The organism is Alteromonas sp. DY56-G5 (genome assembly GCF_041414725.1).
Lineage (GTDB): Bacteria > Pseudomonadota > Gammaproteobacteria > Enterobacterales > Alteromonadaceae > Alteromonas > Alteromonas macleodii.
On record NZ_JANHZQ010000026.1, the window covers coordinates 39971 to 55324 of the forward strand.

General features: G+C 44.1%; 16 protein-coding genes. 4 read left to right on the forward strand and 12 right to left on the reverse strand.

All coding sequences use genetic code 11. The annotated features are described in order from the left end of the window. Nucleotides 1-118 precede the first annotated feature (118 nt). The 3 genes from NO989_RS13435 to NO989_RS13445 are packed head-to-tail and all read right to left on the reverse strand — an operon-like array spanning nucleotide 119 to nucleotide 4218. Nucleotides 119-2563, reverse strand: a complete 2445-nt coding sequence (locus NO989_RS13435; RefSeq protein WP_371342728.1) for a putative bifunctional diguanylate cyclase/phosphodiesterase — start codon at nucleotides 2561-2563, stop codon at nucleotides 119-121. A gap of 9 nt (nucleotides 2564-2572) precedes the next feature. Continuing rightward, complete coding sequence (locus NO989_RS13440; RefSeq protein WP_371342729.1) at nucleotides 2573-3748, reverse strand: hypothetical protein; 1176 nt, start codon at nucleotides 3746-3748, stop codon at nucleotides 2573-2575. Next, on the reverse strand, nucleotides 3745-4218 hold the full coding sequence (locus NO989_RS13445) for a hypothetical protein (protein WP_014977891.1): 474 nt from the start codon (nucleotides 4216-4218) through the stop codon (nucleotides 3745-3747). The genes NO989_RS13440 and NO989_RS13445 overlap by 4 nt, the downstream gene beginning before the upstream one ends. A 479-nt stretch (nucleotides 4219-4697) precedes the next feature. Between NO989_RS13445 and NO989_RS13450 the strand changes: the two genes are divergently transcribed. After that, nucleotides 4698-5429 carry a 3-deoxy-D-manno-octulosonic acid kinase gene (locus NO989_RS13450; RefSeq protein WP_371342730.1) on the forward strand — a complete coding sequence of 244 codons (732 nt, stop codon included), beginning with the start codon at nucleotides 4698-4700 and terminating at the stop codon, nucleotides 5427-5429. 98 nt (nucleotides 5430-5527) lie between these two features. After that, complete coding sequence (gene coaD, locus NO989_RS13455) at nucleotides 5528-6016, forward strand: pantetheine-phosphate adenylyltransferase (RefSeq protein ID WP_131138286.1); 489 nt, start codon at nucleotides 5528-5530, stop codon at nucleotides 6014-6016. 18 nt (nucleotides 6017-6034) lie between these two features. Here the strand turns inward: coaD and mutM are convergent, their stop codons facing one another. The 9 genes from mutM to radC form a co-directional block, all read right to left on the reverse strand. Then, nucleotides 6035-6844, reverse strand: a complete 810-nt coding sequence (gene mutM / locus NO989_RS13460; protein ID WP_014947759.1) for a bifunctional DNA-formamidopyrimidine glycosylase/DNA-(apurinic or apyrimidinic site) lyase — start codon at nucleotides 6842-6844, stop codon at nucleotides 6035-6037. Next, nucleotides 6845-7309: a hypothetical protein gene (locus tag NO989_RS13465; RefSeq protein ID WP_039226967.1), complete on the reverse strand. Its 465-nt coding sequence runs from the start codon at nucleotides 7307-7309 to the stop codon at nucleotides 6845-6847. A 266-nt stretch (nucleotides 7310-7575) separates the two neighbouring features. Next, a complete protein-coding gene (gene rpmG / locus NO989_RS13470) occupies nucleotides 7576-7731 on the reverse strand; it encodes a 50S ribosomal protein L33 (protein WP_012516577.1) in 156 nt (51 codons plus the stop codon). Between the two features lie 11 nt (nucleotides 7732-7742). After that, nucleotides 7743-7979: a 50S ribosomal protein L28 gene (gene rpmB, locus NO989_RS13475; RefSeq protein ID WP_014947757.1), complete on the reverse strand. Its 237-nt coding sequence runs from the start codon at nucleotides 7977-7979 to the stop codon at nucleotides 7743-7745. A 337-nt stretch (nucleotides 7980-8316) separates the two neighbouring features. Further along, entirely contained in the window at nucleotides 8317-10419 is a 2103-nt protein-coding gene (locus tag NO989_RS13480; protein ID WP_278343614.1) for a YjbH domain-containing protein, read from the reverse strand. Then, a complete protein-coding gene (locus tag NO989_RS13485) occupies nucleotides 10416-11165 on the reverse strand; it encodes a capsule biosynthesis GfcC family protein (RefSeq protein ID WP_039236677.1) in 750 nt (249 codons plus the stop codon). Before NO989_RS13485 ends, NO989_RS13480 begins: the two co-directional genes overlap by 4 nt. Then, the gene (locus NO989_RS13490) at nucleotides 11165-11854 is read right to left on the reverse strand and encodes a YjbF family lipoprotein (protein WP_014947754.1); all 690 of its coding nucleotides are present in this window, start codon (nucleotides 11852-11854) and stop codon (nucleotides 11165-11167) included. The genes NO989_RS13485 and NO989_RS13490 overlap by 1 nt, the downstream gene beginning before the upstream one ends. A 94-nt stretch (nucleotides 11855-11948) precedes the next feature. Next, nucleotides 11949-12302: a hypothetical protein gene (locus tag NO989_RS13495; protein WP_039226972.1), complete on the reverse strand. Its 354-nt coding sequence runs from the start codon at nucleotides 12300-12302 to the stop codon at nucleotides 11949-11951. Between the two features lie 92 nt (nucleotides 12303-12394). Further along, a complete protein-coding gene (gene radC / locus NO989_RS13500; RefSeq protein ID WP_014947752.1) occupies nucleotides 12395-13072 on the reverse strand; it encodes a DNA repair protein RadC in 678 nt (225 codons plus the stop codon). Between the two features lie 209 nt (nucleotides 13073-13281). Here radC and coaBC point away from each other — a divergent pair, with 209 nt between their 5' ends. Further along, nucleotides 13282-14511 carry a bifunctional phosphopantothenoylcysteine decarboxylase/phosphopantothenate--cysteine ligase CoaBC gene (gene coaBC / locus NO989_RS13505; protein ID WP_371342731.1) on the forward strand — a complete coding sequence of 410 codons (1230 nt, stop codon included), beginning with the start codon at nucleotides 13282-13284 and terminating at the stop codon, nucleotides 14509-14511. A 115-nt stretch (nucleotides 14512-14626) separates the two neighbouring features. After that, complete coding sequence (gene slmA / locus NO989_RS13510; RefSeq protein ID WP_012516568.1) at nucleotides 14627-15214, forward strand: nucleoid occlusion factor SlmA; 588 nt, start codon at nucleotides 14627-14629, stop codon at nucleotides 15212-15214. Nucleotides 15215-15354 lie beyond the last annotated feature (140 nt).

A 15354-nucleotide genomic window follows, 5' to 3' on the forward strand; every position in this document is an offset into this window, starting at 1 on the left:
AGCGCGGTAAAGGGTACACACCCTTGCGCTGTATTTAATGGGTTTGTCGACTAAGTTTGTAAATTATTCAGCACACTACATTGATGAAGCGTGTACCTTTTGAAACGGTAAAGTCGCCCTAGGCGGATTCTTTCCAAAAACCAAACTCTACTTTGTCGCTTAACACGTCCCAAATGTTAACCTCAGGAATAGGTCTGCTGATAAGGTAGCCTTGACCCAGGTTGCAGTCGAAATGACACAGCAACTCGTACTGTTCACTGGTTTCAATTCCTTCTGCCACCACTTGCATTCCCATGTTGCGCACCATAGAAATCGTAGAGTGAACAATGTTTCTATCGTCAGCACTGCTGGCGATATTTGCCACAAACGAGCGGTCAATTTTGATGTAGTCGGCGGGTAACGATTTAAGGTAACTCAACGACGAATAGCCCGTGCCGAAATCGTCGATAGCCAGCATGCACCCCATGTCGCGAATATTTTGCATGATGGTGGTTGCACGCTTGATATCTGATACCAATACCGTTTCGGTTAACTCTAAGCAAACTTGGTCGGGCGCTATGTCATTTTTGATAATTTGCTGCTGCAAGAATTCAGGCAAACTCGGGTCTAAGAACTGACCCGCAGATAAATTAATCGCCATCTTCACGTCGGGGTAGCCGCTATTTTTAAGCTCTCTGATTAAATAAGTTGAGCGCGTAATTACCCAGTAATCAAGCTCAAGCATGAATGACGTGTTTTCAAGAAGCGGTATGAAATCGGCTGGGGAAATATTACCCTTTTTAGGGTGTTGCCAACGCAATAGCGCTTCAAAGCCCACCAGCCTTCCCGTGTGCATCTCAATTTGGGGCTGAAGCGCTAAGCTAAACTGGTTGTCTCTAAGGGCTTCACGCGCCTCTGACTCCAGCTCAACCTTCTGCATTACTTTAAGGTTCATGGTGGCGTCATACACGCGATACTCCGCCCCTTTTTTGGCTTTGGCTTCGTACATCGCAATATCAGCATGACGCAGCAGTTCTACTGGCGTGGCGCGAGAGTGGTTGGTAATAGCAATACCGATACTGATAGAAACGTAAAAGGTTACACCATCTACAATGATTGGCTCTTTAAACTCTTCTATCAGCTTTTTGGCTACCGTATCTACGTGCTTTTTGCTTTCGATATTTGAAAGTAAAATAACAAACTCATCACCGCCAAATCGAGATGCAATATCCGACTCTCTGATCGGCTTAGAAATACGCATAGCAGCAGCTTTTAAGAGTTTATCGCCGACGTCATGACCGTGACTGTCGTTAACCTTTTTAAAGTCATCAAGGTCCATGAACATCAGTGCCACTAACCTATCGTCGCGAATTGAACTAGCTAGCTGCTTTTCTATTTGAAACGTCAGCATATTACGGTTGGGAAGTCCGGTTAACACATCGAACATCGCCATTTTTTCAAGCTTCGCGGTGTTAATAGCCATTTGTCCGTCAAAGCTTTCTAGCTGGCGCGCCAGATTATTTGCCGCGTCTTCAACTACGTCCAATTCATCTGTGAATTTGAAAATAGGCGACTTCCTTCGTTTAGCTGCAATGGTGTAAAACTCGCTAAACTTGTGTTCGGCCAGCATAGGCAAACGTTCGCTTACATCTAACAAGCGTATTCTGTATTGATTTAGAAAAAGGTAAAGCAGCGAAGAGAAGATAAAAAATAGCGCAACAGCGCTAGAAATAACGATGTACTGGTATTGTTCGTTTTGACGCACCATGGCCGACACGTCTTGTACAATAAGCAAGTAAGGATGATCACCTGATGCGTGATTAAAAGGCAATAAACTAACCAGCAACTGCTGATTGTCCAACGCAACGTTCATGCCTCTAATAACTAAATCGTCAACTCGCCAATTATCGGGTAACGCATCAAATAGAGATTGAAAGTACTGTCGATTAGCCGCAGACACTTGGCTTGCCACCCTTAATTCTGACAGCTCAGATGAGGTTTCTTTGTGTTGGACGACAGCAACTTTGTGCACATCGGTAGCGCGACTAAACAGGTATAGCAGTTCTCTCATCGACGTGGACACAACGATGACAGGCAAGGTTTCACCGTTTGCCATAATTGGAATTGAAATGTAGTGCGTGCATACCGAATCGCAGGACAATAGAGAGCGGCTTTCAAACGACGCCCGAGTGGTATTCACTAGCTTTTCAATGGTTTTATTTACTGGCTGTAGCGGGTTGCCAACAACGCCGTGTTCGTCAAACAAATACAGCGATTCAACTTGAAAGTTAAGGGTCAGGTATTCACTAAGACCGCTAAGCGTTTGTTGTAGCGATTCAAGGCTATCTGCGTTGCCTCCACTCTTATGGCTGATGATATCAATAAGCGTGATCATTCTGCCGTGCAGAATGTCTTCAAAAAGCTGAACCCGTCGTTGATTACTGACTTGGTTTTCCCGTTGCTGGAGCAGAATTCGAGCGTCAGACTCCTGAATAAGAACCGTTGATATAACTACAGCCACAGTTAATACCATAGCCAATAGAATTGTGATGGTTTTAGTGGTGAAAGATACCTGAACCTTCATCTAATGCCCTTAAAACCAATACATCAATTGCACTGACCACATTTCCCAATGCTTATCGGCATGAGACGCTACATCTAAGTTCAGTAAGCTCACTACCCTTGTCGCACCTTCAACCCAATGATACTCACCTTGAAGTCGCCACTTCGGTGCAATGTCCCAACGCAAGCCTAGGGTATACGTATCTTGATAGCCAAAGTAGGCGGGGATCACGCCGCCTGTCATAGCCTCTAATTGCCTTCCGTCTCGATCTGACCTGTCGTTAATGTATGTGTCGTAGCCAATAAGACCACTTACATTGTTATTAAACAAATACCTAAACTGAACAAAACCGCCTTCGCCCGTGCGTTTAAAGGCAAAACCAGGGAAGAATAGCCCTTTATTATCCTGAACTTCCCTAACTAGCTCCGCTGACACTTCCCAATTTTCTGCAAAGTATTGCGCAGACAACATAATACGCTCTATATCTGCTCCGCCAGCTACTCGGTTGTCATCCTGAGAAGGTGTGTATCTGAAATCAGAATTCAACCAACTGGCACCTAGTTTCCATGTCATGGTAGCCGGTTGCCAGAACACGCTGGCTTGATGGACAAAGTCTTGCTTGATGTCGCCTTTTGCTTCGTCGCCGAGTAAAAAATCTCGCTGGGAGTCGTTAATATTAGAGCGACCGTAACTCCAGTTTAATTCCCAGATATTCCGAGTACCGTAGTGTGAGAAACTGGTTTGGATACCGTTGCTTCCCAAAGCAACGTCGCGAAACCCGTCAAAGTACACAGACTGGGGAAGAACAGACGTGTAACGTGTTTGTGGCACATCTCTGGTCACTGAGTACAGCCAGTGGCGATTTTTGAAGCGACCAATGTGGACTTGTCCTTGCCATTTACCGGGCAAGTCAGGCAATTTCCAGTCAATAAACAAATAATCTAAACGAGCACCCTGCTCAAAGCGATTCCCGCCGTCTAAATAGTTAATTTGGCCGGCAACAGAGATGTTTTCCGCTATTCGATAGTAACCATTTAGCCCAACTTCGGTGAGCTCACCTGTTATTGCGTTATCGTCAGTAATAAAGTTACTTCCATGTGACTGAGTAACACCTTGAGAGACATAACCATGCCACGAAAAATCTCCTTGTGAAGCAAGGACAGGCATACTTATCATGCCAAACGCGAGAGCGATGTATTTATTCATTCTGTTCCTACCTCTACGCGTCTTAATTTCACAATTTCGGTATGTTCAACATAGCCGATAGCGCCTGTGGTACTTTCTAACGCCTCTATCAACGCTTGGTAAGACGTGACCCTAACGGGTGTAACGCCCTGCCCAGAATAGGTGATTTGATCCCATAAGCGAGATAATTGATAAGGGAACATCTGAAGTACTTCACGACAAAACTGCTTGTGGAGCTCATCGTTATCTTGCAATACAAATACCGTGATTTTAGTACCATCGCTCCAATATTGGCGATGGCCGGTAAATATCTGACGAAGCTCAGAGCGGTTTAGCTCTGAAACCATGACACTCTCATTAACCATGACGTTTAGTTCTGCTGCGTGTGCCGCAGGCATGCCTGAAAACAGTGCGATATTCAGTAATAGCACCAGTCTAAATTGAGTGTAAGCAAGAACAGTGGATAGCCATCGCAAAGCGGGCTTTTTCATTCAGTAACGACTCCCTGTTATTTCAAAGGAACACTTCGCAACGCTAAGTGTAGATAATAGTTGATAGTTTTACCTTACAATTAAGTAAATTAAGCGACAATTAGCTTGTGATGGTGCCCTGGTCTATCAACTGTATTTTTTCCTATTGTTCGTATCTTTTAGCACGCGCTAGGTGAAGCCTATTTGCTCGAGTATTACCTTTTCGCGCCAAATAAATGCTTATTTTTCAGATAGAACTCTCCGGGCCGCCGCAATTTAACACGCTCACTACAAAATGATGAATATGGTCAACGATACTCGCGTATGAGCATAACGACTTAGGTTTTTATACTTAAGACGTTGAATTAGATTCATTATTTCAACAAATAATCTTAGTACGTAAAAACTATGAGCGCGTAAACAGACTTTTTTACCTCTGAAACGCGGTCGTTGCTGAAAAACCAAAATAAATCATTAGAATAAAGAATTTACCATAAGTTGTGGGCGACATGGCGACAATACGACGAGACATAGGTGCTGGGCACCACTTTATTTTCGACGACACTTTAGTCAGTCATCCCAACGCGGAGATGTTTACCTCCGACTTTTGGCAGCTTCAAGACAAAATAACAGGTCAAGCCAAGGGACGTGGTACAACCATTTTCATTGAGCATGAGGGTCAGCGCTGGGTTTTACGCCATTTCAAACGTGGTGGCTTGGTGGGCAAAGTGCTGAGCGACCAATATCTGTTTATTGGTGTTGGGCGTTCTCGCCCGTTTGAAGAGTTCAGGCTGCTCGAATATATGCGAGCACAAGGTCTTCTTGTGCCTGTTCCTGTTGCGGCGCGTATACACCGCCGAGGCCTGATTTACCGCGGCGATTTAATTACTTTAAGTATTCCAAATAGCAAAGATTTACACCACGCACTGTGCGATAAACCACTGGATAAAGGTGAGTGGTATGAGGTTGGCCGAGCGCTGGCAGCTATGCACAATTGTCAGGTGTACCATCATGATGCCAACGTTCGAAACATCATGATTGATAGCGATAAGCAAATATGGCTTATTGATTTCGATCGCTGCGAGCAGCGTCAAGGTAACAGCTGGAAACAAGGTAATTTAGACCGTCTGTTGCGTTCTTTACATAAAGAGAAAGCGAAGAACCCTGTCTTTCACTGGCAAGAGAGCGACTGGTCAGCGTGTATGAATGGTTACCGCGAGGCAGTGAAGTAATAAAAGCACATGTGGTAAGCGGATTGGTATAAGCTAATAATGTGTTACATTAGCCACGTTGAACACATAAACCCTCTACAACGAAAAGATTCGACTTTATGCACACTAGAGCACTTTACCCTGGTACTTTCGACCCGATCACTAACGGTCATGCCGACCTTATTGAACGCGCATCTCAGTTATTTTCTCATGTGATTGTAGCGATTGCTTCTAACCCAAGTAAAAAGCCACTGTTTACGTTAGAAGAGCGCGTAGAAATGATAAAAAAAGTCACTGCTGACTTACCAAATGTTGAAGTAGTGGGGTTTACTGGTTTATTGGCTGATTTTGCTGACGAACAAAATGCCACAATTCTCATTCGTGGTTTACGCGCAGTTTCTGATTTCGAATACGAGTTTCAACTCGCAAATATGAATCGCCGTTTAAACCCCAAACTAGAAAGTGTCTTTCTTACTCCTGCTGAGGAGAATTCATTTATCTCGTCCACCCTAGTAAAAGAAGTCGCTCTTCACCGCGGTGCAGTGAGTGGCTTTTGCCACCCAGTAGTTGAGAAAGCTTTAAAAGACCGGCTGAGCAAGAAAGGTTAAGCACCAATAGTAAGTGTATTAGCGTTGGCAGTGAGTACAGAAAAAGGTATTTCGCTGCCCAATAACCTTACTTTCGATGGCTTTTCCACACACTTCACAAGGCTCGCCTTTTCTCCCATACACATTCAAGTGCTGTGCAAAATACCCAGGCTTACCGTCAGTTTGCGCAAAGTCTTTTAATGTTGTGCCGCCTTGTTCAATGGCTTTGGCCAATACTTGCTTAATGGTTGCAGTTAGCGACTGATAGCGAGCAGCGCTAATGTTTCCTGCGGCTCTTCGCGGGTCTATACCAGCTAAAAACAGTGCTTCGTTCGCGTAGATGTTTCCTACACCTACCACAATGGCGTTATCCATAATGAAGTTTTTAACGGGGCCTTTTCTATTGCGCGATAGTTTAAATAAGCGCTTATCGTCAAAGTCGTCTGTAAGCGGCTCTGGGCCCAAGTTATCAAGCATGGCTATTTGCATATCAGGGGCCTGAAATAACACAGCACCAAAGCGCCGTGGGTCGTTAAAACGTAAGCACTTACCGGTGTTTAAAACAATGTCTACGTGGTCATGCTTAATAATTGGTGTCGACGCATCGATAACGCGTAATTTACCCGACATGCCTAAATGCAAAATTAACGTGCCTTTGGCTGTTTCAATAAGTAGATATTTAGCGCGGCGTTTTACAGCAATAACGCTCTGACCTTCAACGTTCGCTACCTCTTGTGGAATGGGCCAGCGCATTCTTCGCTCACGCACCACCACCTGCGTAATGGTATTGCCAATAAGATGTGGAGAAACGCCCAAACGGCTTACTTCAACTTCTGGTAGTTCAGGCATTTACAGTATCCAAGGTAAAAGATTATCAAGTTCGGTGTTGGTTAATGTGTACCAATTATTTTCAAATTTGATCACAACAGGTGATGTATTCGGATAGATGGCGTAAACATTGCCGTTATTATTGCCTGCGAGCCATACTACGACGATGTAAGGCTGTACGTTGGTAATCGCTTCGGGTACGTCAGTGGCCGGCTCAAGCCTTGCCCGTTGCCAATGTGAAAACTGAACATCCGGCTTGATGGCGAGGACTGTATTTTGACCTGACTGGCGCCACTGCTGCCCAACTCGCTCTAAGCTATGGCCATCGTGCTCTATTTTTAACACATAAGCGTCTTCAGGTAACAGGCTACGAGATTGAACAACATCCTTCTTAGGTACAAGACTGTCTAAGTTGAACAGTGCAATCATGATAAGCATGGCAATAATGACCACGTTATTCATTGCTCGCTGAGAAATTCTAGCCACCTGACTTTCCGTTAAATATGAGTCCTGATATTAGGAATATAGTAATACCTAGCCAATATATAAGCTAATTCAATTCAAAGAAAACCTAGGACCTGCTGGAAAAAAGTAAGTGGGAGAAAGCAGTGATCGCAAGACAAACTCAAGGGATCGTGGACAGTCGAATATGGGATCCGGTGGGATCGTGACGTGATGAAGTAGAAATATCTTCTTCAAAAAGCAAAAAACCCAGCAAGGGCTGGGTTTTCGTGGAGACAAAAGCAAGCTAATTACTTGATTTTGGCCTCTTTGAACATAACGTGCTTACGCACAACGGGATCATACTTTTTGATCTCCATTTTGCCAGGCATGTTACGCTTGTTTTTATCAGTAGTGTAGAAGAAACCTGTACCTGCTGAAGAAACTAGTTTAATTTTATCACGCATTGTCGGCTTCCTTAGATTTTCTCACCACGGGTACGGATGTCAGTTAGTACTGAATCAATACCTTTCTTGTCGATGATACGCATGCCTTTTGCAGACAAACGTAGTTTTACAAAACGGTTTTCGCTCTCAACCCAAAAACGGTGTGTTTGAAGGTTTGGCAAAAAGCGACGACGAGTCGCATTTCTTGCGTGTGAACGGTTATTACCAACCGTTGGACGCTTACCTGTTACTTGGCATACTCTTGACATTGTATTTGTCTCCAGAACAACGATAACTGTCGCGTCAGTTAATCCCAAGCGCTCAAACAGTGGTTGGGTCAAATGACGTATTACTATAAATTAGAGGGCGCATTTTATACAGCAAAGGCAGGATCATTTCAATAAGAAAGTACAAAAAGGTTACTTTTTGGCTTTTTTTTGCTCGAAAAACTACCAGCTCTCATTTTTCACGGCCCGTATTGTACTTTTCCCTAAGCGGTTAGGCTATGAATAAATACGCAATCTACGCTTTAATTTTATATTCGCATTGCAGCATCTAAGATATCCGCACGAGAATAAACGCCACGCGAACGCGGCGTATTTCTATTTAATCAAAAAATGGTGACCTTATTTCAGTCATGTCAATCAAACGAGTGGGTCGACGCAGCATTTGACCGCCATCACGAGAAATCGGCACCCATGGGAATAATCCGCGACCTTTGGTAGGTTCTAACAAGAACAGATCTGTAGGTATGGAAATGTAGAAGCCTTTGGTGAAGCTTCCCTCGCCGTATTCTTCTGACGATACATCAGTGAATGCCGCATATGCACCAACAATGATACCGCTATCGAAACGCTTCGCATAATCGATATTCACGCCTTTATCTTTGGCTAAGAATTGTCCAGCACTTACGGTAATTTGCGTGTCGTCTAAGAATTCTGGCTGCCAATAGACACTGGCGTGTCCAGTGACCGCTGTGTAGTCTTCCAGACCTGTTTGACTGTAAGGATCGCGCTGTTTTACGTAAGCGATATCAAGTCCGTAAGCTAGATTACTATCAACGGGACGATACAGTATTTCACCGCCTACACCAGCAAACATGGTTTCTAGATAACCCGCGTACGCTTGAGCATAGAGGTCTTCTGCAATGGTGTCTTTGTAATGTAAGAATGTTGTATCTAGCCATACATCGTTTGCTGACACATATTCACGAACTCGAGTACGCACGCGAGGTAGCGACACTTCTTCATTGTCTACCAAGTAGTTAAACTTGTCGAAGTTATCTAGAAGCGTAACCCTGGCGCTGCTCATGATTGCGAAGTTTTCGTTAAAGGCATAACCGCCGTTTAGCAATAATCCGGTTTGATACAGGTAGAAATCTTCTGGGTTACCGAATGATTGGGTAAAGAAGAAATCTGCGCTGTAGTAGAAGCCAGATGTATTGGCAGGATCATAGGCGTCGAGCACTTCTTTTGAGGGTGATGTTCTGACGTAGGTTTCAGTGATATCTGCGTCAAGAGATTCGTAACGCGCTGCAGCAATAAAGGCCTCGGCATCCACCTGCGTGTCTACTAAAGGAAGACCTGCGCGATTGTCTACTACATGATAGGTTTTTACGGAATCTGGAAGCTCTGAGGCCGCCACGCGACCAATTCGCTCAATAGCTTCATCCTGGTCACGATAGGCAACCTGTGTACCGTAAAACGTAGCGCTGTCCTCTTTAATTTCAGCATCAGACAGTACAAAGCCCCCCGACCGGTAAAGGTCGTTGTAAAGACGGGATTTATCAACATCTTTCACGTCTTGTGGCACCTTTCTACCCATCAGGTTCTTAGGTGGTTCATCGAACTTTATTTGCGAAGCCGTATTCATATTAAAGCGATACGTAACGCCGAAACCAACAGTATTACCTCGTTGATAGTTCAACGTGAAATCGAAGTCTTTATAACGATACACTGCACCAACATTCCATCGAGAATCTTGCTCTAGCTGTCCAGCTCTGTCACGCGAATAGTCATTCCCTTCGAACTCAAGCTTTAGCGTTAGCGGCTCCCATGGTGTTTGGTATTCCACACCACCGAAAAATGCGGTTGTTCCTTTAAAAAACTGGTCGTAGTCTACCTTACCACCGCGGCCAGAGAAGCCCCCTGGGCGTTCACAGAAGCTGTCTTTAAGCTCGCAAAACGGGTTGCTGATGTCATCGGCTGTACCAAGGTATCCCCAGCCTAAGCCAAGGTGAAAGTCGAATGGACCGATAGATTTACTGGCGTTGACGTATTCACTTTCAAAAAAGCCTGTTCCACCAAAGTCTCTGAAGCCGACACTGATATCTGGCAGATAGTAGCTTTCTTTCCACAACCTGAATTTAACGTCTAAGCCTTTATCTTTCAGCGTTTGATCACCACTGAATGATTCAACTTGACTGTAAAGTCTTGTGCGCACGTCAGTATAACGGGCAGTTGCTTCCATCCAATCATAAAGCTGAATGTTAACTGACCAGAAGCGATATTCGCCGTTGTCGGTATAGTTAATGGCCATTCCACCTTCGTCTCGCATACGAGCCGTTGGTGTTTGAATAAGACCATTTCCGCCCTGCACCATCTGCGAAGGAGTAACGCGAACTTGAGTATCAGCAAAAGCGGTAGAAGAAAGCGCGCTGCCAATTACAAGCGCGAGTGTTTTTTTCTTAGAAAGTAGTGGCGCACTCATTGAGGTAAAACCCTATGTACTGCTAAAGCGGCTACGCGCTCATTTAATTGCTTAAGTTTATTGCTAAAGAGTTCTGATGAGATAGGAACATAGACTTGGCTGCCCGGCATAAGCTGCCCAAAATCTAAATTCCAATAAGCAATACCTTTTTCTTCAATATTTCCCATTGGATCAATTACGTAGACATGACTTCTGTCGGCATCAACCGCTTTTTTCACCGTGTGAACAGCCGTATAAACCGACGTATCGCTTTGATGCTTGTACGCACCAGGCTTTACAACAGCGCCAGAGAAATGCACAACGTCAGGTCTTCCATTTAGTCGAATCCAATATTTACCTGGCTGAAACATAGGGTTGTCTTCAAAAAACAACCTTGCTCGATTGTAGGAAATTGGCATGTCTATGCGTGTAGACACCGTCCATGAGCTTACCTGATCATAGAGATTTTGAAGGGCTTTATGTGTTTCAGAATCGGCATCAAATTGATTGAGCAGTCCGCTAATTTGAGATAGCGCTATCTCTTTCTCTTCTTCAGCTTTAGGGTTAGCTAAATCAAAGGCTGAAGCTGAAGGCCAGTACCAATCACCATTATCAGCGACAATGGACAGTACGCTTGATAGTCGTATTGGCCTGTCGAACTGATAGGTTTGCTTGTTTATCATGACACTAACAAGGTTATCATTTGCATATAACTTGGTAGCTGCAGTAAGGCCTAGGGCAATAAAAAGCGTATAGATATACTTCATTATTGCGTTGCTCCTTGTGTCTTCATCTCACGTACTACTCGGCTTAAATAAACCATATCGTAAACGTCTCCTTCAGGGCTGAACTGCTGCTTTGAGGCCAGAAGTTCCTTCGAGTATTTGTGCAAGAAATACGTGTTTTCCCACGACAACCCTACGTCGATAAATGGCGTGTATTCAGAAAATTCTACGGTTTCGATAACCTTAATTACCGGAACAGAAAAACCTAAATATTCGCGAGTTTCTTCCCCTTCTATTCGCCAAGATGAGTCAACCGGCACACCGTAACCTATGGAAGCAATATCAACTTTGCGTTTCCAATTGAATGGTAGAACATTGTTGGTGGCAAGCGGGTTGTGCTGAAGATTTCCCGTGTAGTATAGGTCGTGATCCAAACCTTCAGTTTTAACGATAATGCCATGGTGCATGGTGAAGATGACTTTATCACCAGATACCCATCGGTACTTTTCACCATCGATATACGCAAGGGCAAGCGAGGCTGCATCTCTTCCGCCCGCTTTAATTTGCATAAGATCAGCTTTACTAGCAGCAATCTCTTCAACGGTATAACTAACTGTTCTATCTTTTAGCGCGAGCTTCAGCGTGTTGTAATACGCTAGTGACGTGGTGGAACATCCGGAAAGAAAAAGGCAAACAACACCCGAAAGGGCAAATAAAGTGTGTAGTTTCATTAAAATGCGCCGACAAAAACTAAAAACAAATGAACTTTGCTATAAAAATAAAAAAAGCCGCTAAAAAAAGCGGCTTTTTCGAATACTCTTAAATTTACTGTACGGTCGGTGCGTAAGTAAATGTAACAGGTACGGTGATGGTTTTTGTTACAGAACCAGAGGTAGTTACAGTAACAGTTTCGGTTGTACCTACGCACACACCATCAACGATTTGGTCGTCACCTTCACAAGTAGGTTGACCTGGATCAGTACCGCCATTTCCTGGTGCATCAGCAGAGTTGTTGTTTACAACACCCGCAACGATACCCGCAACAACAACACCAGACGCGATCATACCGCCGCTTACGCCACCAGCACCAGTGGTACCATCACCACCTTGGCCGTCTTGTGCGTTAACGCCTGCAACCATAGTTGCAGCTGCAAATAATGCAATGATTGACTTTTTCATAACAGTCCTTTAATAAAATAACCCACTAAATCCTATGCTAAATCATTTTCAACCATTTGACTAGATTATAATCGACAAATGACTTAGATTTCTTATCTTAACAAGCCTCGCTGTGCGAATGAAACAGTTTCTTTATCACCAACCACAAAATGATCTAAAACTGGCACATCGATCGACGCCATTGCGCTTTTGATCTCTGCGGTTAATCGTATATCCGCATGACTAGGCTCAGCAACGCCTGAAGGATGATTATGAACCAAAATGATCGCGGCTGCATTATCGATCATTACTTGTTTGATCAATTCTCTTGGATAGACCGCTGCACTGTTTATCGTACCGTTAAACATAGTGCGAAAAGCAATAAGCTGATGTTGGCTATCAAGCATTAAAAGCGCGAACTTCTCACGTTCACAGTCTCTTAGCTTTGCCTGTAGATAACGTTTAGTATCATCTACATTATTAAAAACGTCCTGACGCTTCAGCTTTATTTCCAAATTGCGTTTAAATATTTCAAAGCCCGCCTGAAACTGCGCATACTTGCACGGTCCAACTCCCGTTATTTTGGCAAACCGTTCTTTCGTTGCTGTTACCACACCCCTTAAGCAGCCTAGCTCGTTGAGAAGTTCATGTGCTACAGACACAGCGCTTTTTCCTTTCACACCTTTTCCCAGCAAGACAGCGATGAGTTCAGCATCACTTAAGCTTTCAGCCCCGTGCTGCAATAATTTTTCTCTTGGCCTTTCATTCTTTGGCCATACTTTTATCGACATTCATCTAGCCCGACTATTCTATAAAAGGTTGTTTATAGATGAATGGTGACAAAGAAACGACTGTATAAAAGGCGGGTTTATTATTGATTTTTGACACCTGTAGGCACTGTTTACATGCCACTGTCGAAACAAGACCTACTTTCGTTCAGCTATCCGATTTTTTGTCACCATGGTAGGCTAACGCTAATTTCGAGATTTTGTGTTCTTCTATGTCTATTGCTAATAAAAATATTTTGCTAGGTGTTACTGGCGGGATTGCCGCTTATAAAGCACCCGATCTTGTGCGCAAGCTTACTGCGTTAGGCGCAAACGTGCGTGTGGTTCTAACAGACTCTGCCGCAGAGTTCGTTAGTTCACTATCACTTCAGGCTGTGTCAGGAAATCCAGTGCATCGCCAGCTGCTTGATCCTGCTGCTGAAGCCGCAATGGGGCATATTGAATTGGCAAAGTGGGCTGATATCCTACTTGTTGCACCCGCAACCGCAAACACCATTGCTAAGCTTGCTCACGGTATGGCAGATGACTTGCTGACTACACTGTACCTTGCAACAACAGCGAAACTCTTTATTGCTCCTGCCATGAATCAACAAATGTGGAAAGCGGTAGCAACAAAGCGCAACATCGATATTTTAAAAGAGCACGGCGTAACCTTTATTGGCCCGGCAAGTGGTGAACAAGCCTGTGGCGATGTGGGTTCAGGTCGAATGGTTGAGCCTGTTGATATTGCCAATGTAATAAATGACGCAGAGAGAGACGCTTTATCCCTTTCTTCGTCGCTAAAGGCGTTATCGGGAAAGAATATTACGATAACAGCGGGACCAACCAGAGAGCCTTTGGACCCTGTACGATATATTTCAAATCACAGCTCAGGAAAGATGGGGTTTGCCATCGCTCAGGCAGCAGCACTCGCGGGGGCAAATGTAACCTTAGTGGCAGGTCCTGTGTCGCTTGAAACGCCCGAACGCTGTGACCGTATTAATGTCACTACCGCAGAGGAAATGCTTAATACTTGTCAAACGCTTAAAGCCTCCACAGATATATTTATTAGTACGGCTGCTGTAGCAGATTACAAGGCCGTGAGCGTTGCCGATAATAAAATTAAGAAAACCGGTGATGAGTTAACACTTACTTTTGTTAAAAACCCTGATATTCTAGCAACTATATCCACCAGCCAAGACAGACCATTTTGTGTGGGCTTTGCGGCCGAAAGCCAAAATGTAGAAGATTATGCGCGTTCGAAGCTAGCCAAAAAGAAGCTAGACATGATTGCGGCTAACGATATTACTGCCGAGGGTCTGGGGTTTAACAGTGATAAAAATGCACTGCACGTAATATGGCAAGATGGTGATAAACGATTACCTGCAACCAGTAAAAACGAGTTAGCGGGTCAATTACTTGCACTTATTGCAGAGCGCTACACTTTAAACAATAAAAACTAACAGATGCTTATTAAGTGTCGATAATAAAAACGATAAATATAAACGCTTTGGTGTAAGCCAACTTAACATGGAGCCCGAGTTGCTATAACTCGGTAGCGGAGGAAATACTTTCGTCATGCCTGCTGTCAAAAAAACAAATCGCAGAGCTCAAATTCTGCAAGCACTTGCTGGAATGTTAGAAACCAGCCCAGGTCAACGTATCACTACTGCTAAATTAGCGGAAAAAGTGGGAGTGTCTGAAGCGGCACTTTACCGTCACTTTCCAAGTAAAGCGCGAATGTTTGAAGGGCTTATCGAGTTTATTGAAGAAACACTTTTCACGCGCATCAATAAGATTGTGAATGAAGAGAAAGACTCGCTTACGCGTTGTCAGCTTATTCTTCATCTTATTTTGGGCTTTGCTGAGAAGAACCCGGGCATTACTCGAATATTAAATGGTGATGCGTTAATGGGTGAACAAGACCGGTTGCGCGCGCGCATAGCAAAGCTTTTCGAGCGTTTAGAAACGCAGCTTAAGCAAGTGCTAAGAGAGCGCAAGCTACGGGAAGGTAAAACCCTTTCTGCAGATGAAGCGATTATCGCCAACATGATGATTTGCTACACCGATGGCCGTATTAATGGCTTTATCCGTAGTGGATTTACGCGTAAGCCAACAGAGCAGTTCAATGAACAATGGGCTGCTTTCAAGCAAATGTTTGTTTAGAACCCAATTAAGTTACGACGAAGGGTTACGACTAAGGCGCTTTCAAGCGCCTTTTTTATTGCTTTTGCCCCATCCTAAATAGCGTTGACACTTTTCAAAATTAATGCAAAAAGTTCAATTAAATCAGACAGCTGTCGAGT